Origin of the sequence: Acinetobacter sp. WU_MDCI_Abxc222, assembly GCF_025514755.1 — a bacterium.
Taxonomy (GTDB): domain Bacteria; phylum Pseudomonadota; class Gammaproteobacteria; order Pseudomonadales; family Moraxellaceae; genus Acinetobacter; species Acinetobacter geminorum.
Genome location: NZ_JAHPVG010000008.1, coordinates 106,857 through 126,621 on the forward strand (window position 1 = coordinate 106,857; position 19,765 = coordinate 126,621).

A 19,765-nucleotide genomic window follows, 5' to 3' on the forward strand; every position below is an offset into this window, starting at 1 on the left:
GAAATAAAGAAAATACGATCAAAAAGTATTTTCTAATAATTGAACACAATAAAAATATGGCCTACGGAGAGGTTATGAACACAATCCAAAAAATCGAATTGGAAACCGCTAAATTACTCATTAACGGAAATTTTATCGAATCTGAAACACAAGAATGGCAAGACATTATTAACCCTGCAACACAGGAAGTGATTGGTCGTGTACCATTTGCAACGGTTAAAGAAGTTGACGCTGCTATTCAAGCTGCACAAGATGCTTTTGCTTCTTGGCGTCAGACCCCAATTCAGGCACGCATGCGCATCATGCTCAAGCTACAAGACTTAATTCGTGCCAACATGAAAGAAATTGCGCAAGTACTAACGGCGGAACAAGGCAAAACCTTGGCAGATGCAGAAGGTGATATTCAACGTGGTTTAGAAGTCGTTGAACATGCCTGTTCAGTTGGTACTTTGCAAATGGGTGAATATGTTGAAGGTGTCGCGCGTGGTGTAGACACGTATACCTTGCAACAACCTTTGGGTGTTTGTGCGGGTATTACGCCGTTTAATTTCCCAGCCATGATTCCACTTTGGATGTTCCCAATGGCAATCGTGTGCGGCAATACATTTGTTTTAAAACCATCAGAACAAGACCCGTTATCAACCATGATGCTGGTTGAACTTGCCATTCAAGCAGGTATTCCAGCAGGCGTACTCAACGTTGTACATGGTGGCAAAGAAGTGGTTGACCGTTTGTGTACCCATAAAGACATTAAAGCGATTTCATTTGTAGGTTCAACTGCAGTCGGCACTCATGTTTATAACCTTGCAGGACAACATGGCAAACGTGTGCAGTCGATGATGGGTGCAAAAAACCATGTGGTTGTGATGCCTGATGCCAATAAAGAGCAAACTTTAAATGCTCTAGTGGGCGCAGCGTTTGGTGCAGCAGGGCAACGTTGTATGGCATTGTCTGTTGCAGTCATGGTCGGTGACAGTAAACAGTGGATTCAAGAGTTAGTCGAAAAAGCCAAAACCTTAAAAGTAAATGCAGGCCATGAACCAAATACTGACATTGGCCCAGTCATTTCAAAACGTGCTAAAGCGCGAGTGCTGGACTTAATTAATAGCGGTGTTGAGCAAGGTGCAGAGTTGCTACTCGATGGTCGTGATGTTCAAGTACAAGGCTATGAATCGGGTAACTTTGTCGGCGCGACGATTTTTAGTGGCGTAAATACCGACATGCGTATTTATAAAGAAGAAATCTTTGGTCCAGTTCTTTCGATTATTTGTGTAGATACCCTTGAGGAAGCGATTGCGCTTATCAACGCCAACCCATTTGGTAACGGTGTAGGTCTATTTACACAAAGCGGTGCGATCGCACGTACTTTCCAAAACTTAATTGATATTGGACAAGTCGGTATCAATATTCCAATTCCTGTGCCAGTGCCTTTCTTTAGTTTTACGGGTTCAAGAGGTTCAAAACTGGGTGATTTGGGACCATATGGCAAACAAGCTGTGCAGTTCTACACTCAAACTAAAACCATTACCAGTCGCTGGTTTGAAGATAGCCATGAAGTTGGCGGTGTAAATACAACCATTAGTTTACGTTAAGGGGATCACGGATGAATATCGCCTTTATCGGTCTAGGCAATATGGGCGGCAAAATGGCCCATAACCTACTTAAAGCCGGACTCAATGTTTATGGATATGACCTCAGTGAGGTTGCTATTCAGCACTTTGCCGAGGCAGGTGGTGTGGTCTGCGACAGCCCACAGGATGCAGCTAAACAAGCAGATGTGGTCATTACCATGTTGCCTGCGGCCAAGCATGTTAAAGAAGTTTACTTGGGTGAAAATGGTGTTTTAGAAGTACTAAAAGCAGGTAGCTTATGCATTGATAGCAGTACCATTGACCCACAAACCATTAAAGACATTGCTGCTGTTGCGCATAGTAAAAATATTAAAATCTGTGATGCACCCGTCTCTGGTGGAACCATTGGTGCTCAAGCAGGAACCTTAACCTTTATGGTGGGTGCTGATGAGCAAACCTTTAACGAAGTGAAACCTGTGCTCAGCCACATGGGCAAAAATATTGTTCATTGTGGTGATGTTGGAGCAGGCCAAATTGCCAAAATCTGCAATAACCTGATTTTGGGTATTTCAATGGCAGCGGTGGCCGAAGGTATGGCACTGGGTGTGAAACTCGGCATCGACCCACAAGCATTGGCCGGCGTCATTAACACTTCAAGCGGTCGTTGTTGGAGCTCGGATGTGTGTAACCCATGGCCGCATATTAATGAAAATGCCCCAGCATCTCGAGGCTATCAAGACGGCTTTGCAACTCAGCTGATGCTAAAAGATTTGGGTCTTGCAGTAGAAGCGGCAGGCCAAGTCAAACAACCCGTTGTATTAGGTGGCATGGTGCAACAGCTGTATCAGCAAATGTGCATGCGCGGTAATGCCAATCTCGATTTTTCGAGCATTATTCAGCAATACCTGCCACAAGAGGCATAACGGTAAAGCCAAAGGATGGCTTTAAACACATAAACCCTGTCGTGAATAACAACAAATCCGGACTGAGGGAAAAGATATGATGGATTATCAAAATGCTGCACAGACTTTCGATTTGGAAAGCACTGCAAAACAGATGTTATCAGGTTCACTTGATGCCTTAAATGCTTGTTATGAATGCTGTGATCGACACGCAGATGGCGACAAAATTGCGCTGTATTGGCAAGGAAAAGATGGTCGCAAAGAGCAATATACCTTCCGTGAATTAAAAGAGTGGTCGAGTCAGTTTGCTAACTTTTTAAAATCACAAGGTGTAAAAGCAGGTGACCGTATTTCAGGTCTATTACCAAGAACACCTGAATTGATCGTGACGATTTTTGCAGCTTGGCGAATTGGTGCTGTCTATCAACCACTATTTACTGCATTTGGCCCAAAAGCGATTGAGCACCGTATTCAGCTTGCACAAAGTAAGCTAGTGGTGACCGATATGGGCAACCGTAGCAAGCTTGATGAAATTGAAAATTGCCCTGCAATTGTGAGTGTCGCCGACGCACAAGGTACTCCGCTTAAAGCAGGTGATTTTAATTTTTGGAATGAAGTGAAACAGCAGTCTGATCAATGCGATCTGGTTATGCGTAGCATTCAAGATCCTTTCTTGCTCATGTTTACTTCAGGCACTACAGGTCCTGCTAAACCATTGGAAGTGCCATTAAAAGCACTAATTGCCTTTGGTCGATATATGCAAGATGCCATTGGTTTAACCGAAGAAGATTCGTTTTGGAACATTGCCGATCCGGGCTGGGCGTATGGTCTCTACTATGCGATTACTGGGCCGTTATTCTTAGGTCACGCTACTTTGTTCTATGAGGGTGGTTTCAGCACAGATAGCCTATGCCAAATTGTGAAAGATTATAAAGTTAACAATTTGGCAGGTGCACCAACGGCTTACCGTATGATGATGGCAGCTGACCCAGCACAAATGGCACCCTTAAAAGGGCAGTTCCGTGTAGTGAGCAGTGCAGGTGAGCCGCTGAATCCAGAAGTAATTCGCTGGTTTAAACAAGTGCTTGATGCTCCAATTTATGACCATTATGGACAAACCGAAGTGGGCATGGTGGTGTGTAATCATCATGGTTTAAAACATGAAATTCATGCTGGTTCAGCAGGTTTCCCAAGTCCGGGCTATCGCGTTGCGATTGTCAATGAACAAGGTGAAGAACTTCCGCCAGATACACCGGGAATATTAGCAGTCGACATTAGCCAGTCTCCAATGATGTGGTTTGGTGGCTATAAAGAAAGCCGAAAATCGCCATTTGTTGGTCATTACTATTTAACTGGCGACACTGCCGAGCTTCATGCCGATGGCAGCATGAGCTTTGTTGGTCGTAGTGATGATGTAATCACTACATCGGGCTATCGTATTGGGCCTTTCGATGTAGAAAGCGCACTACTCGAACACGATGCTGTAATTGAAGCAGCAGTGATTGGTGTGCCTGATCCGGACCGTACCGAAGTGGTTAAGGCCTTCGTAATTTTAGCTGCGGATGCTCAACCTTCCGATACGCTTGCTGAACAACTCAGTCAATTTGTAAAAAAACGGCTTTCTGCACATGCATACCCACGTTTAGTTGAATTTGTGAGTGAATTACCTAAAACTCCAAGTGGTAAAATTCAGCGCTTTTTATTGCGTAATCAAGAAATTGCTAAACAACAAGCTAAAGCAGGGTAAAGGAAATAATAATGCAATTTACCGAAGAACAATTACTCATTCGTGATATGGCGAAAAGTTTCGCTCAAGAACAAATTAAGCCTAATGCCAGCGATTGGGACCGAGACGGGACATTCCCGAAAGATACTCTGACTCAAATGGGGCAACTCGGTTTTATGGGAATGCTTGTTTCAGAGCAATGGGGTGGTTCAGACACGGGTAACTTAGCCTATGTACTGGCTCTTGAAGAAGTTGCGGCAGCAGATGGCGCAACCTCAACCATTATGAGTGTACATAACTCGGTTGGCTGTGTGCCTATTTTAAAATTTGGTACCGACGAGCAAAAAGAGCGTTTTTTAAAGCCTTTGGCTCAAGGTGAAATGATCGGCGCTTTTGCCTTAACTGAACCACATACTGGCTCAGATGCGGGAGCCATTAAAACCCGAGCGGTGAAAGATGGCGATGATTACATTTTAAATGGTGCCAAGCAGTTTATTACCTCTGGTAATAATGCTGGCGTCATTATTGTGTTTGCCGTGACCGACCCGAGCGCAGGTAAAAAAGGCATTAGTGCCTTTTTAGTTCCACGCGAAACTCCAGGCTATGAAGTGATTCGTGTTGAAGAAAAACTAGGTCTGCATGCTTCAGATACGTGTCAGATTGCTCTAACAGATGTGCGCATTCATAAAAGCCTCATGCTAGGCAAAGAGGGCGAAGGCTTAAAAATCGCTCTCGCCAATTTAGAAGGTGGGCGTATTGGTATTGCTGCACAAGCAGTTGGTCTAGCACGTGCGGCACTCGAAGAAGCAACTCGTTATGCCAAAGAACGTATTACTTTTGGAAAACCAATTTTTGAGCATCAAACCATCGCGTTTCGTCTTGCTAGCATGGCAACAGAAATCGAAGCAGCGAGACAACTGGTTCACTACGCTGCGCGTTTAAAAGAAGCAGGTCAACCATGTCTCAACGAAGCTTCAATGGCCAAGTTATTTGCTTCAGAAATGACGGAGCGCGTGTGTTCGAGCGCCTTACAAGTGTTTGGTGGCTATGGTTATCTCAGAGACTTCCCAATTGAGCGCATCTATCGTGATGCGCGTATTTGCCAAATTTACGAAGGCACCAGTGATATCCAACGTTTAGTGATTGCACGTAGTCTATAAAATCAGAACAAGGAATAAGTAATGCAGTGGCAAAGTATTTTATTAGAAAAGTGTAATGGGGTTGGACTGATTACATTAAATCGCCCTCAAGCGCTCAATGCTTTAAACAGTGAATTAATTAGTGAAATTAATCAGGCATTAGATCAGCTCGAAAAAGACCGCGAAATTGGTTGCATCGTATTGGCAGGTTCTGAAAAGGCTTTTGCCGCAGGCGCTGATATTAAAGAAATGGCTGATTTGGCATTCCCTGATATTTATTTAGATGATTTTTTTCATCTTGCAGACCGTATTGCACAGCGCCGTAAACCTTTAATTGCTGCGGTGAGTGGCTATGCATTGGGTGGTGGCTGTGAATTAGCACTCATGTGTGACTTTATTTATTGTGCTGACAACGCCAAGTTTGGTTTACCCGAAGTCACTTTAGGGGTAATTCCGGGTATTGGTGGGACACAGCGTTTAACCCATGCCATTGGTAAAGCCAAAGCAATGGAAATGTGCCTTACCGCTCGTCAAATGGGTGCAGTAGAGGCAGAACAAAGTGGTTTGGTTGCACGTGTGTTTAGTAAAGAAGAATTACTTGAACAAACCTTGCAAGCCGCTGAAAAAATCGCAGCACGGTCTTTAACTGCAAACATGATGCTCAAAGAAACCATTAACCGAGCTTTTGAGGTGAACCTCACCGAAGGTTTACGTTTTGAACGTCGCATGTTCCATTCAATATTTGCAACATTTGACCAAAAAGAAGGAATGCAGGCTTTTGTTGAAAAACGAAAGGCAAATTTTAAAAATCAATAAGAGATCAATAAAATGAATACAGAAAATCACTTAATGATTGAGCAACAAGGTAAGTTGGGCATTATTACCTTAGACCGAGTGACTCATCTCAACGCATTGTCGCTAGATATGATTAAAAGTATTGGTGCCCAATTGGAACTGTGGCGAAATGATGCTGCTGTTCAAGCAGTTTTAATCAAATCAAATAGTCCAAAAGCCTTCTGTGCAGGTGGAGATATCCGCTATCTCTATGACAGTTATAAAAATGGCACGGCCGACTACAAAGGCTACTTTAGCGCCGAATATAAAATGCTAAATATACTGCGTGAATATGAAAAGCCAATCATTGTTGTGCTTGATGGCTATGTATTAGGTGGCGGTTTTGGCTTGGCTCAGGCTTGTCATATTGTGGTGAGCAGCGAAAAGTCCAGATTTGCCATGCCTGAAACAGCGATTGGTTTTTTCCCAGATGTTGGGGCAACACACTTCCTGTCTCGCCTTGATGATATTGGTGTTTATATGGCAATTACGGGTGAACAGATCAGCAGTAGCGATGCGCTTTACCTCGATTTAATTGACTACCATGTGCCAAGCGAGCAGTTACAAGCGTTGCAAGATGCTCTCGTTGAAGCGCCAAGTTTAAGCAAAGAGGGAATTGAACGCATCATTACCCAATTTATTACTCGCCCTGCCGAAAGCGAATTACAACAATTGGCTGAAGGTATTCGTAAACACTTTGGATATCAGCATTTAGATGAAATCGAGCAAAGTCTTGAAAATGAACAAGATGAAAGCTTAAAAACTTGGGCAAGTAAGATGCTCAGCATTTTGCAGCAGCGCTCATTTATTGCCAAACAAACCAGTTTAAAACTACAACATTTAGGTCGAGGGCTCTCTTTACCTCAGTGCATGCAGCTTGAACGTGATTTACAAGATATCTGGTTTGAGCATGGCGACTTTATTGAAGGTGTTCGTGCACTCATTGTCGATAAAGATAAACAACCACAGTGGCAAGAACGTAATTCGAGATTTGAGCCAATTTTAGAAAAATTGAGCTAAACCGAATTACAAAAACATAAAAAGCTTAAGGAGATAAAGCGAGACCTGAACATGCTTATGGTCAGGGCTGGTCATAAGCATAAAAAAGATAAAACAAGAAAATCTAAAAAGGATATTACGATGCAATCAATACATGGAAACGGTTCAAATACTAAAAAGTCGTCACATCGATTAGCAGGCATCTCTAGCATGGTCGGCACCACCATTGAGTGGTATGACTTTTTTATTTACGGTGCGGCGGCAGCGCTCATTTTTAATAAGCTATTTTTCCCAAATCTAGACGCACTTACCGGTGTGCTTGCTGCATTTGCAACCTATGCCGTTGGATTTATTGGGCGACCATTAGGAGGCCTAGTCTTTGGTCACTTTGGTGACAAGATTGGCCGTAAATCGATGTTGCTACTGACCTTGATGCTCATGGGGATCCCAACCGTACTGATTGGCTTATTACCGACTTATGAATCAATTGGATATTGGGCTGCGATTGGTTTGGTTGTCTTGCGATTCATTCAAGGTATGGCAATGGGCGGTGAATGGGGCGGTGCTGTGCTCATGGCCGTTGAACATGCACCAGAAGGCGGTAAAGGGTTCTGGGGAAGCTTGCCTCAAGCCAGTACAGGCGGTGGATTAATGCTTGCCTCAATCGCGTTGGGTCTGGTGTCGTTATTACCTGAAGAAGCACTGTTTAGCTGGGGTTGGCGTTTACCATTTCTTGCCAGCATTATTTTACTGGCAGTGGGTTGGTATATACGTGTAAAAGTGCCTGAGTCACCAGATTTTGAAAAAGTAAAACAACAGTCTGAAGAAGTCAAAGTTCCTGCTTTACAGGTTTTTAAAAACCATCCAAAGCAACTCATCACCATTATTTTGGCTCGCGCAGCTGAGAATGCATGGTTTTATATTGCCTCAACATTTACATTGGCTTATACCACTGCACAGCTTGGAATCCCACGCCAAGATATTTTATTTGCCACCATTTGCGGCGCAGCCGTCATTTTATTTATGACACCGTTATGTGGACATTTGTCGGATAAAGTCGGCCAACGCAATATGTTTATGTTTGGTCTATGCATATTGGCGCTTTACTGCTATCCATTTTTTACCATGCTCAACACAAAAGATCCTGTATTAGTTTGGACAGCAATTGTTTTAGCGATTGGTGTTGTGTTTCCGATTATGTATGCACCCCAAGCTCAGCTTTTTGCGCGTCAATTCCCCGCTGAAATTCGTTATAGCGGAATTTCAATTTCGGTGCAGTTGGCTGGCGTATTAGGTGGTGGTTTAGCACCAATGATTGCTACTAAATTATTGAGCGTCGGGCAGGGTAATCCATATTTAATTATGCTTTATATTGGAAGTATGGCTGTGGTTGCAATTATATCGACGACATTTATGCCACGCGATTGGAGTCCTAAAACTGATGAAGCTTATTATAAAAAGTCGAATTTAAATTTAAAAACCAAGATTGATTGATAGTCCTTAAGATTCTTGGTCATATTGCTACGTGACTATATAAAAATTGGGACTCATGCAGAAAATATGTAGGAGTCCCAAATAAGCAATTAAACATCTATCAGGCATGCAAACATAGAATATCCATCAATCGTCATGGGTGGGCCCGCGCGATGGGCCCGAAAACCCGCAGCACGTAATAAACGTTCTACACCAAGAGGAGAGGTCGTAATAAGTTTTTTTGCGCCTTGTTCTCTTGCAAAGTTAATAGCTTCTTGCAGAATGGCAATAGAAACTGGCGATGACACTGCTTGGCTCGCTGTGGTAGATGGATTCGAGAAATCTACAGCTGAAAACCTTGAGAGTTCCCAAATTTCTGGCGAGCAGGGAATAGGCATTCCATTCATTAATTGAGGAAATATTTCACCCAGTAAATAGGGTTGAGTCGTGGGTAGTAATCTGGCACAACCAATAATATTAGATTCTCTATCTTGAGCGACGACATAAGCTGTGTCGACTTTATCAAATTGATCTAGTTCTTCATTGTTTGGACAGTTCAACTCCCATCCCAAATGCTCAACAAATACCTTGTAACGGTAACTTTTAAATTTGGTATACAAGCCTTCTGAAAAATTGTTTTGAAATCCAGCAATAATATTCATTACAAGTGCTTCCACTTATTTTTCAAGCGACTTTACTGAACAGGTGGAAAGGCGGTAACTGTAAGAATTTACAGGTTTCTAAGAGATGGTTTGACTTAATTAAGACTGGATTAATGACGTATTGATTTGGGCATAAATAAACGGTTCCCAGAATAAAGTATCTATTTTTTTCTTGAGGAATGTTTCATTAGTATCAAACCCGATATCTATACCAGATATATCAACAATCATGATATTGCTTCGAGGCAAACCTACTCGTTTTACGGTAGTGATGCCATTGTACTCAATAAATTCCCAATCCCATCCGGTACTTAAAGCTGGAGTTTTTAACGTTGCCCATTCGGTAAAACCATAATAGAGAATTTTAGAATCTTCAATTTGTGTTGATTCAACAATAGAGATGATGTGTTGGAGAGGATAACTCATGAGTTGGTTTTCGTTCATTCGAATAAAACCATCTGTTGAGATAGAGAAATGAGGGAGTATGCTAACCATGCTACCTGCTTAAGTACCCTAAATTAAGATTTAGTGAATAAATAACATAAATTTTTGCCAATAAAATACTGTTATATTTAACAGGTTAACTATAATTTGATGGTGCACCTTTAAGCTATTCTTATCAGAGATGTTTTTGGGTAAAAACTCTTTTTTTAAAGAGACTAGCTCGATAGAATCTATTAGATAGTCAATAATTTTAATACTAAAATAATAATTACAAGTATGGGGAGTTTTGCTGTAATTGTTTGGTTTTTAAAATATTATAATTATTTTTAGTTTTTTTATATAAAAACAGGGGAATTGGAGGTATTGAATAATTGAAAGGCAATATTATTTAATTAAATTAATAAAAACATGCTCTCAAGATTAAGTGATCGAGTTCTCTATAAATTAAAAAAATATATATTTTGGAATAAAATGCATCCTGTAAATTTTAATTTTTAAAGCATAATCTGCGCATGAAATATAACAACCTTGAAAGCGTTCAGACATATAGTTTATCTGAATAATTTGCAATCATTCCGGGCTTAAAAGTGTTGTTAATTGGATAATGAATTCAAAATCTGTAATTGAGGGCTCTAATAGAAGAGCAGGTGCCGAAAATATATTTAGTAACCTAAGAGTGTTTTAGATTATTGATGATCTTTATTGAAATTACGGTAAAAGATTAGGCTTACACTTCAATTTGATTACTTTGGATTCACAATATGCAACCGAACAAAAAATAGTTTGTGAATGGAGTCTAATGAGAGCAAATGGAAAGTTGGCAAGAGGATTTATTATCAGCATTTTTGGTGGTAAAAAATGAATACCAGTTGTTTGAGATCGTTAAATCTACAGCATTAAAGCTCGGATTTGACTATTGCGCTTATGGTATGCAATCACCCTTATCTATTGCTGAACCAAAAACGATTATGTTGAATAATTATCCAGAAGCATGGCAGAAACGTTATGTGGAACGGCAATATGTGAAGATAGATCCGACAGTGCAGCATTGTATGGTATCACTTCAACCTCTTGTTTGGTCGAGTCAATCTGCAAAGACACAGGCCGAAAAAGATTTTTGGGAGGAAGCGCGTTCTTATGGTTTAAATGTCGGTTGGGCTCAGTCAAGCCGTGATTTTATTGGGACCAGAGGAATGCTAACACTAGCAAGATCCAACGACCAATTATCAGAAAAAGAGCAAAAGGCACAATATACGAATATGTACTGGTTGACTCAAACAGTGCATTCTAGCATTGCTAAAATGGTGAATGATGCAGAGTTTGCTCAATTCAATCTTTATTTAACGAACAGGGAAAAAGAGGCGCTACGTTGGACTGCTGAAGGTAAAACGTCAGCTGAAATAGCTCAAATTCTTGGAGTAACTGAAAGAACCGTAAATTTCCATCTCAGTAACTCCATGCAAAAGTTAAATGTAAATAATAAAATTTCAGCAGCTATTCGGGCGGTAATGCTAGGGCTTTTATAGAGATTATAGAAAATAGAGGAATTTAATATTAGAATTAAGAAAAAATAAATATTTTAATATTTGTATGTTTGGTTTAAGGGAGCTAAATTTTATTATTAAAACATAATATAAGTCTTTTTGTTTATTAATATCTATGTTGTGCTATTATATAAATATAATAGTTTTATTTTATAATTTTTATAAAACAATTTAATCTAAAGTTAAAAACAATAAAAAAGAAACTTTTAAGAGTAAAAAGCCTTTGAATCTTGGCTTATGAGTATCTAAATTAGAAATGGGTGAGGCTTTAATTTAAAATAATTATAAGAAATTAAAAATATATAGTTGCTCAAAAAATGATTTACATAAAGGATTTAGCTTATTAATTTTCGATAAGTGACCACTTACCTGTAAATCCTTACAGGTGTAACAAATAACATTCATAATTAAAATATAATGTGAATTTATATTTTAAACAAAAAGTATATTCATTTTATTAAAAGCCCTAGCTAGAAATGTAATTTCTGAATTAGCGAATTTCAAGGGTGAATTATAATTAATCGGAGTAATTTATGGCTGTAATGGATACGGATAATATCATTGCAACATTGGAATCCCACGCAAATTTAAATGGAAGTAAGGTTGCTTTCGAGTATTTAGGGCGCCAATCAGGTGGCATTCATTCTCTTACGTATGAAGATTTGAATACGCGGGTTCAACATCAAGCTCAGATATTAATGAACCTTGTAGATAGTGGTGATCGTGCAGTGTTGTTGTTCGAGCCTGGGCTAGACTTTATCGTATCGTTCTTTGCTTGTCTAAAAGCTAATATTATCGCAGTACCAGTTAGTTTGCCGTTTAATCGTAATGGTTTTTCTAATATTTTGAATATTATGAATGACTGTGAACCAAAGATCGTACTCACAACAAAAAAGATTCTTGAGCTATCGGGTCTAATCACATTAAAAGCTCAAAATGAAAGTTTAATACTACATGCTGTTGACGCCGAATTTCAGCGTGACTTGGTCGAAAAAGATTTCCCGTATATTGATGCAGATGATGTTTGCTTCCTTCAATACACTTCAGGATCAACGGGTTGGCCTAAAGGTGTAATTGTCACCCACAAAAATATTATGGCAAATGAAGCCATGATTGCTGAAGCCTTTTGTACACAACCTGATGATATTGGCCTGACATGGCTGCCTGTTTATCACGATATGGGATTAATTGGCTCAGTTTTGCAAACCGTTTATGTAGGGCTGACTTGTTATGTCATGTCGCCGCTGGACTTCATTCGAAGACCTCTTAAATGGCTACAATTTATTAGCGAAAGAGGCGTCACGATTAGTGGTGGGCCAAACTTTGCCTATGAATTGTGTCTGCATCGCATCACTGATGAGCAGGCCGCATCGCTTGATCTAAGCCGTGTACGTGTCCTGTTTAACGGAGCAGAGCCAATCAAAGCTCACGTCATGCAGCGTTTCATGGAGAAGTTCAATACTCAATCGAAATTGAAGCTAGATACTTTCTTGCCATGCTATGGCTTGGCAGAAGTGACGCTTTTAGTTAGTGGTGTGACAGGCCCTCTCAATGCGATTTCGCTTGATCGTGACAAGTTAAATGCTCACTTGGTAGAGAAAAGTCAGGATCAAACTGCGGTACAAGTGGTGAGTTGTGGCAAGATCTCGGCACACATTGATTGCCGCATTGTTAATCCACATACTCGTAAAGAAGTAGCGGCTCATGAAGTTGGTGAAATCTGGCTAGCAGGAGAGAGCGTTACAGCAGGTTACTGGCAGAAGCCAGAGGTCAATCAAGAAACCTTTGAAGCAACTATCCTTGATGAGGCAGGTCAGCCGAGTAAAGAATATTACTTAAGAACGGGTGATATGGGCTTTATTAAAGATGGAGACCTGTATGTAACTGGCCGTCTTAAGGATGTGATTATTATCCGTGGTAAGAACTATTACCCACAAGACATTGAATGCTCTGTTGAAACGGCACATCCTGCCGTCCGTAAAGGCTGTGTTGCAGCAGTAAATTTTGCTGATTCTGATGGCGTTACAGTTGTACTTGAGATTAAGAAGAAGTCCTTAGACAAGACACTTAATTTTGAAGCCATCAGAACTCAGGTTAAAGAACAAGTTGCAGCTGATATTGGCTTACCTGTAGATGGCGTCTATTTATTGCATCAAGGCCGAATAAATAAGACCACTAGCGGCAAAATTAGAAGAAGAAAAATTAAAGAGCAGATCGAACGCGGTCAACTGGTCTGTTTAACCCATCCAAACCGTAGAACGGTGATTGCTCGAAACTATGTCAAAAACGGCTTAGAAGTCATCCGTGATCGTGAGCAGCGGGGGCAGCTGATTCGTTATAGCTCCAATCTACTCAACTCAATGATCAAGGAACGTGAAGTACGCACGCTGATTTTTAATCGTCTGAAAAGTGCTTTGTTTTAACCCTTACCCTTTAATCATTTGAGTGAAAATTCATGTCACTTACGTCCAATTTGCGGCAGTTTCAATCTGCTGCTCGTCTGGAGCAAATTTTAGGCTCCGTACACGATACCAATAATGATTTTTCTTGGTCCGCTGCCATCGAGCGTGATGAGAAAGAGCAGTACCCTCAGCGAGCTGTTGATTTCCTGAATGCGGTGGGTATGAACCGTTTTTATGTACCTTCAGAACTTGGAGGTCGTATGGAAATTGGTGAGGAGTTGCTATATCTGCATCGTGTGTTAGCACGACGTGATCTAACCATCAACTCGACCTATAGTACGAATGCTTGGTCTGTGATCGTATGGATCGGTGGTAATGCGAACCAATGCCAAAATATCGCTAGTCGAATTTTGAGTGGTGCTGCTCCAGCGCTGGCTTATAGCGAGAAAGCCCATGGTGCCGATCTGCTATCTAGTGAAGTAACTGCACAATCTGCCGAGAGCAAATATGTCTTAAATGGTGAAAAATGGTCGATCAATCGTGCCACTTTAGGTGACTCTTTAAGTCTGATTGCTAAAACATCGAATGATCGTGGACCACGTAGTTTAAGCGCATTTTGGCTCGATAAGCGCCACATGGCTTCTAAAGGAACTTATAGCCTGAACCGTCTGCCAACAGTTGGTATGCGTGGGCTAGATATCAGTGGTATTGGCTTTAACAATGCTGAAATTCACAAAGATGCTCTAATCGGTGAAGAAGGCCAAGGGTTAGAGCTTGGTCTCAAGACTCTACAGGTAACGCGTGCATATTGCAGTAGTTTCTCTCTGGGAGCAGGCGATACGATGCTACGCATCGCGACCGAGTTTGCTATTGAACGCGAGTTATATAACAAAAAAGTAATAAGCATTCCGTTAGTACGTGAGCAACTCGCTACAGCCTATGCTTATCTTTTAGCGGCTGAAGTGTTATCACTCGTTGGTGCGCGTGGGTTACACGTTTGTATCAATCAGTTCAGTACATGGTCACCAATCGTGAAGGTGCTAGTACCTGAGTATGTCGAGTCGCTTGCAAAGATCACTTCCTCGGTGCTTGGGTCACGTTTTTTCTTAAGAAATGCCTATGCTGATGGAATGTATCAGAAAGCATTCAGAGACCATCTAATTGTTAGTGTGTTTGATGGTAGTAGTACCGTCTGTCTAGATAGCCTGAGTTTCCAGCTCAAATCTGCCAATAAAGGCCGTAGCAAAAAAGCCGAACATCTCAACCACGTCCAAGCTAAAGCGCGTTATCGCCAGTTGTATGACTTGCAGGTAGAGACAGGCGCTATTGATTTTCGTGAGCTTGAGATTTTCAACCGCGATGGTGACTTGGTGATGGAGTCACTAGGAACAATCATCGAAATGCTCAACGATGCTGATGTCACGGCTGGGTTGTCTGCTGAGACACTCACTACGCTACGTGAACAGGCAAACCAACTTCTGGTTGAACAGCATTCTTTAGATCAAAAAATTCAGGATTACTTCTCAAATTCTGAGCAGAGCAAAGAGTTTGAAACGTTGCGCTTTAGTCTTGCTCGTAGCTATGCCGAGTTATTTGCTCGCATTGCTGTACTGGGTTTCTGGGTCTTCAATCGTCATGGCTTAAGACCTGCTTTACAGGATGGTGCATGGCTGATCATTTTTTTAAATGCCGCTGAAGGGCAGACAGCTCCTCCTATAACGTCATTACGTGAAAGCACATTGGCAGATTTGCTAGACCGAATTTCAAACAATCACATGTTATCTGTCATCGATTTTGCACTGGCACCACGTGATGCCAAACCCGTTAAAGAGGAGATTATCCCATGAATAAAGATAAAGCTTACTGGAGCGCAATTATTCGTACGCTAGTAGCCAAAGAAATGCGCGTAGAGCCTGAGACGATTGATCCAGACCAAAAATTTACCAGTTATGGTCTTGATTCAATCGTTGCTTTGTCTGTATCTGGGGATCTAGAAGATCTGACAAAACTGGAGCTTGAGCCAACACTGTTATGGGATTATCCAACAATCAATGCTTTGGCTGAATATCTGGTTTCTGAGTTGCAGCAGGGAGTTGCTTCATGAACAACCTTGCACGACTAGAACCAGAGGTTCTGTCGCGTCATGCGATTTCTGCAGAGCAGCTCGGCATTTGGTACATCCAGCGTCTTGAGCCAGCTTGCAGTGCTTACAATATGGTGGTCGCCTTTGATGTCAAGGTCAACCAACCATTAGGCAACAAGCCGATGGAGATTCTGGAAGCAGTAATGCATGATTATCCGCTGTTGCGAGTAAGCATGCCTGTCAATGATCAGGGGATTGAACAACTGATCTGGGACCGAGTTTATCCGAATATTATCTTTTCTGATGCTCGTCATATAGAAGCTTCTGATTTGACGCAATTGGTTGAACAGGACACTAAGCAGCCGTTTGACCTGACTCAGCCACCGTTGTGGCGTATTCATTGTTATGAGCGTGGCCAAAATCACTATGTGATTGCAGTCGTGATTCATCATGCCCTCATGGATTTCTGGTCGATTGGTCTCTTGCTGCGCGATGTCGGCAAACGTTTTGGACTAGTTACAGAGTCGGATACAGTGAATGGAATCGAGTTCGCACAGTATGCCGATAAGCAGCAGAGTACTGCTATTGAGGATGCTGATGAGAGTCTACTTTTCTGGAAAAAAGCGTTACAACATGCACCACACGTGCATAGCATTCCGCTTGATTACCCTCGACCAGCTGTGCAGCAACACAAAGGTAGCTCACTGGTGTTCCGTGTGCCTGAATCAGTGTCGTCTGGACTTGTGAACTTAGCGAAAGATTATGAGATCACATTGTTCGGACTTGTGCTATCTGGCTTTTATGTTCTGCTGCATAAACTCTCTAATGAAAATAATCTAGTCATTGCTACACCTGTAGCTGGTCGACTTGAACGTTCTTTGCGTAATGCATTGGGGCAGTTTGTCAATACGATTGCTATTCCCATGGATATCGATGCTGACCAGACTTTACGTCAATTTACACAGCAGGTGCAGGAACAATTAAGACAGAGCCTCAAGCATCAAAAAATTGCCTTTTCCAGAGTAGTTGAAGCTGTTTCACCAAAGCGTGATGGCAGTATTAATCCATTAGCTCAGGTGGGAATGTTTTGGGAACGTCTAGGTGGCATGGATGAGTTTAAAGATCTACTCTTGCCAATCCAGACCCCAGCGACTTTGGTCGGCCAAGACCTGAGCTTAGGAAGTTTTCCAGTTCGCCAGCAAGAGGGTCAATTAGATCTTACGTTGGAAATGGGCGGTGAATACCAAGGCGAACTGGTTGGTGTGTTGAAATATAACACTGAGCTATTTTCTGCACAGTCTGCCGAAAATATGGTGCAACTGTTGCAAGCTGTACTATCAGAGATGGTGGCTCATCCTGAACGTAAGATCGTTGAGTTAGATATCGCACCTGATTATAAGGATGGTATCCAGTTCGAGGCTCTCCGTGGACAGGCTACAGATTATGCTCAGCATGATCTATTCGCAATGATTCTAAAGCAGATTGATGAGCGTGGTGAAAATCATGCTTTAACCTCAAAAGATCATACAATTAGCTATCGTGAGTTAGGTCAACATATTGCTGGTATTGCTGAATATTTGCGTGTACACGGTATTGCACGTGGTGATCGTGTAGGTCTGATGTTAGACCGCACGGCGTTATTACCAGCAGCAATCCTTGGGGTCTGGGCGGCAGGTGCAGCTTATGTGCCACTGGATCCTAATTTCCCAACTGAACGTCTACAGAACATCATTGAAGATGCCGAGCCTAAAGTCATCTTGACTCAAACCGAGTTAATGGATGCTCTTAACGTGTCTGTGCCAAGCTTAGATATCAATCAAGCTGGTGTTGTATCCCTTGAGCAAGTGCGCGAGAAGCTTGCCTTTGGCGACATTGCTTATGTGATGTACACATCAGGCTCGACAGGTAAGCCTAAAGGTGTCCGTATTGGGCATCCTTCAATCATCAATTTCTTGCTATCTATGAATGATAGATTGCAAGTGACTGCTGAGACTCAGCTATTAGCAATCACTACTTATGCTTTTGATATTTCAATTCTTGAGTTGCTCATTCCGCTGATGTACGGCGGTGTAGTACATGTTTGCCCACGTGAGGTATCACAAGACGGCAATCAATTGGTGGATTATCTAAATACTAAATCTATCAATGTTTTGCAGGCAACACCAGCTTCTTGGAAAATGCTCTTAGATAGCGAGTGGAGCGGCAATGCAGGATTGACTGCACTATGTGGAGGCGAAGCGCTAGATACTATTCTTGCAGAAAAACTATTGGGTAAAGTCGGCTGTCTATGGAATGTGTATGGACCGACTGAAACTACAGTGTGGTCTAGTGCGGCTCGTATCACTGATGCAAAGTATATTGATTTAGGTGAACCCTTAGCGAACACTCAGCTTTATGTTCTTGATGAGCAGCAGCGTTTAGTTCCGCCAGGTGTTATGGGTGAGCTTTGGATTGGTGGTGATGGTCTGGCAGTTGATTACTGGCATCGACCTGAGCTGACAGATGCACAATTTAGAACATTGTCATCTCTACCAAATGCCGGTCGACTCTATCGAACAGGAGATAAAGTCTGTTTGCGTACAGATGGACGCTTGACTCATCACGGACGTCTGGACTTTCAGGTCAAGATTCGTGGGTTCCGTATCGAACTAGGCGAAATCGAGAATGTCCTCAAACAGATCGACGGTATCACAGATGCAGTAGTGCTGGTTAAGACCACAGCTGGCAATGACCAGAAACTGGTGGCGTATGTCACTGGACAAGAGCTTGATATTGCTGGTTTGAAAAAGACCATGCAAATCCATCTTCCAGCTTATATGGTGCCAAGTGCGTTTATCCAATTGGATGAGTTTCCAATGACGGCCAACAATAAGTTGGATCGTAAGGCATTTCCTGAACCGATCTTTGAGCAGAACAATGATTATGTTGCACCGCGTGATCCGATCGAAATCGAATTGTGTACTACATTTGAACAGATCTTGTCAGTCAAGCGAGTTGGTATACATGATGATTTCTTCGAACTAGGTGGGCATTCACTATTAGCTGTGAAGCTTGTCAACCATCTTAAAAAGGCTTTCGGTACCGAACTGTCAGTTGCTTTGTTGGCACAGTATTCGACCGTAGAGCGTTTGGGTGAGATCATTCGTGAAAATAAAGAAATTAAGCCATCCATCGTAATTGAACTGCGCCGTGGAACCTATGAACAACCGTTGTGGCTGTTCCATCCAATTGGTGGCAGTACTTTCTGTTATATGGAGCTTTCGCGTCATCTGAATCCGAACCGTACCTTACGTGCTATTCAGTCTCCTGGTCTGATTGAAGCAGATGCTGCGGAAGTGGCGATTGAAGAAATGGCGACGCTCTATATTGCTGAAATGCAAAAGATGCAGCCTCAAGGCCCTTATCTCCTCGGTGGTTGGTGTTTTGGTGGAGCGATTGCCTACGAGATTAGTCGTCAGTTGCGTCAAATGGGACAACAGATCACAGGTATTGTCATGATCGATACTCGTGCCCCAATTCCAGAAAATGTGCCTGAAGATGCCGACGATGCGATGCTTTTGTCTTGGTTCGCCCGTGATTTGGCTGCACCTTATGGCAAAAAATTAACGATCCCAGCGCAATACTTGCGTGAATTGAGTCCAGATCAAATGTTGGATCATGTACTTAAAGAAGCCAAGGCCATCAATGTTCTGCCTCTAGATGCAGATCCATCAGACTTCCGACTTTACTTTGATACCTATTTGGCGAATGGCATCGCACTTCAGACCTATTTCCCAGAACCTGAAGATTTTCCGATCCTCTTGGTTAAGGCCAAAGATGAGCCGGAAGATTTTGGGGAAAGCTTAGGTTGGGATCAACTGGTCAAAGAAACGTTTACACAGGTGGATTTGCCTGGTGACCATTCATCAATTATGTACGCTGAGAATGTCGTGGCTGTAGCCCAGACCATTGATCAGCTGTACCCAATTCCTGCATAAGAAATATAA

The 19,765-nt window shown here is 42.0% G+C and carries 14 protein-coding genes; 12 read left to right on the top strand and 2 right to left on the bottom strand.

Going from position 1 to position 19,765, the window contains the following annotated elements:
- Nucleotides 1-74: 74 nt before the first annotated feature.
- From KTJ10_RS13260 to KTJ10_RS13290, 7 genes are all read left to right on the top strand, one after another.
- Nucleotides 75-1,592, top strand: a complete 1,518-nt coding sequence (locus tag KTJ10_RS13260; RefSeq protein ID WP_044425017.1) for a CoA-acylating methylmalonate-semialdehyde dehydrogenase — start codon at nt 75-77, stop codon at nt 1,590-1,592.
- Between the two features lie 11 nt (nt 1,593-1,603).
- On the top strand, nt 1,604-2,494 hold the full coding sequence (mmsB, locus tag KTJ10_RS13265; protein ID WP_262442188.1) for a 3-hydroxyisobutyrate dehydrogenase: 891 nt from the start codon (nt 1,604-1,606) through the stop codon (nt 2,492-2,494).
- Between the two features lie 76 nt (nt 2,495-2,570).
- Nucleotides 2,571-4,220: an AMP-binding protein gene (locus KTJ10_RS13270; RefSeq protein ID WP_262442189.1), complete on the top strand. Its 1,650-nt coding sequence runs from the start codon at nt 2,571-2,573 to the stop codon at nt 4,218-4,220.
- A gap of 11 nt (nt 4,221-4,231) precedes the next feature.
- Nucleotides 4,232-5,359 carry an acyl-CoA dehydrogenase family protein gene (locus KTJ10_RS13275; protein WP_002050572.1) on the top strand — a complete coding sequence of 376 codons (1,128 nt, stop codon included), beginning with the start codon at nt 4,232-4,234 and terminating at the stop codon, nt 5,357-5,359.
- 21 nt (nt 5,360-5,380) lie between these two features.
- Nucleotides 5,381-6,154 carry an enoyl-CoA hydratase gene (locus tag KTJ10_RS13280; protein WP_262442190.1) on the top strand — a complete coding sequence of 258 codons (774 nt, stop codon included), beginning with the start codon at nt 5,381-5,383 and terminating at the stop codon, nt 6,152-6,154.
- A gap of 12 nt (nt 6,155-6,166) precedes the next feature.
- Nucleotides 6,167-7,192 (top strand): enoyl-CoA hydratase/isomerase family protein, encoded by a 1,026-nt coding sequence (locus KTJ10_RS13285; protein WP_262442191.1) that lies wholly within the window; start codon nt 6,167-6,169, stop codon nt 7,190-7,192.
- A 120-nt stretch (nt 7,193-7,312) separates the two neighbouring features.
- Nucleotides 7,313-8,665 carry an MFS transporter gene (locus tag KTJ10_RS13290; protein WP_202724736.1) on the top strand — a complete coding sequence of 451 codons (1,353 nt, stop codon included), beginning with the start codon at nt 7,313-7,315 and terminating at the stop codon, nt 8,663-8,665.
- 89 nt (nt 8,666-8,754) lie between these two features.
- Here the strand turns inward: KTJ10_RS13290 and abaI are convergent, their stop codons facing one another.
- Both abaI and KTJ10_RS13300 read right to left on the bottom strand, forming a co-directional pair.
- On the bottom strand, nt 8,755-9,321 hold the full coding sequence (gene abaI / locus KTJ10_RS13295; protein WP_262442192.1) for an acyl-homoserine-lactone synthase AbaI: 567 nt from the start codon (nt 9,319-9,321) through the stop codon (nt 8,755-8,757).
- Between the two features lie 84 nt (nt 9,322-9,405).
- Nucleotides 9,406-9,801, bottom strand: coding sequence for a DUF4902 domain-containing protein (locus KTJ10_RS13300; protein ID WP_086376399.1), 396 nt, complete (start codon nt 9,799-9,801; stop codon nt 9,406-9,408).
- A gap of 758 nt (nt 9,802-10,559) precedes the next feature.
- On the opposite strand from KTJ10_RS13300, the gene abaR reads away from it, so the two are divergent.
- The 5 genes from abaR to KTJ10_RS13325 all read left to right on the top strand — a co-directional run bounded on the left by abaR (nt 10,560) and on the right by KTJ10_RS13325 (nt 19,756).
- Nucleotides 10,560-11,276, top strand: coding sequence for a LuxR family transcriptional regulator AbaR (gene abaR / locus KTJ10_RS13305; RefSeq protein ID WP_151748379.1), 717 nt, complete (start codon nt 10,560-10,562; stop codon nt 11,274-11,276).
- A 551-nt stretch (nt 11,277-11,827) separates the two neighbouring features.
- A complete protein-coding gene (locus KTJ10_RS13310; protein WP_262442193.1) occupies nt 11,828-13,717 on the top strand; it encodes a fatty acyl-AMP ligase in 1,890 nt (629 codons plus the stop codon).
- Nucleotides 13,718-13,767: 50 nt separating this feature from the next.
- Entirely contained in the window at nt 13,768-15,543 is a 1,776-nt protein-coding gene (locus KTJ10_RS13315) for an acyl-CoA dehydrogenase (RefSeq protein WP_262442216.1), read from the top strand.
- Nucleotides 15,540-15,800 carry an acyl carrier protein gene (locus tag KTJ10_RS13320; RefSeq protein WP_001030690.1) on the top strand — a complete coding sequence of 87 codons (261 nt, stop codon included), beginning with the start codon at nt 15,540-15,542 and terminating at the stop codon, nt 15,798-15,800. The genes KTJ10_RS13315 and KTJ10_RS13320 overlap by 4 nt, the downstream gene beginning before the upstream one ends.
- Nucleotides 15,797-19,756, top strand: a complete 3,960-nt coding sequence (locus tag KTJ10_RS13325; RefSeq protein ID WP_262442194.1) for a non-ribosomal peptide synthetase — start codon at nt 15,797-15,799, stop codon at nt 19,754-19,756. The genes KTJ10_RS13320 and KTJ10_RS13325 overlap by 4 nt, the downstream gene beginning before the upstream one ends.
- Nucleotides 19,757-19,765 lie beyond the last annotated feature (9 nt).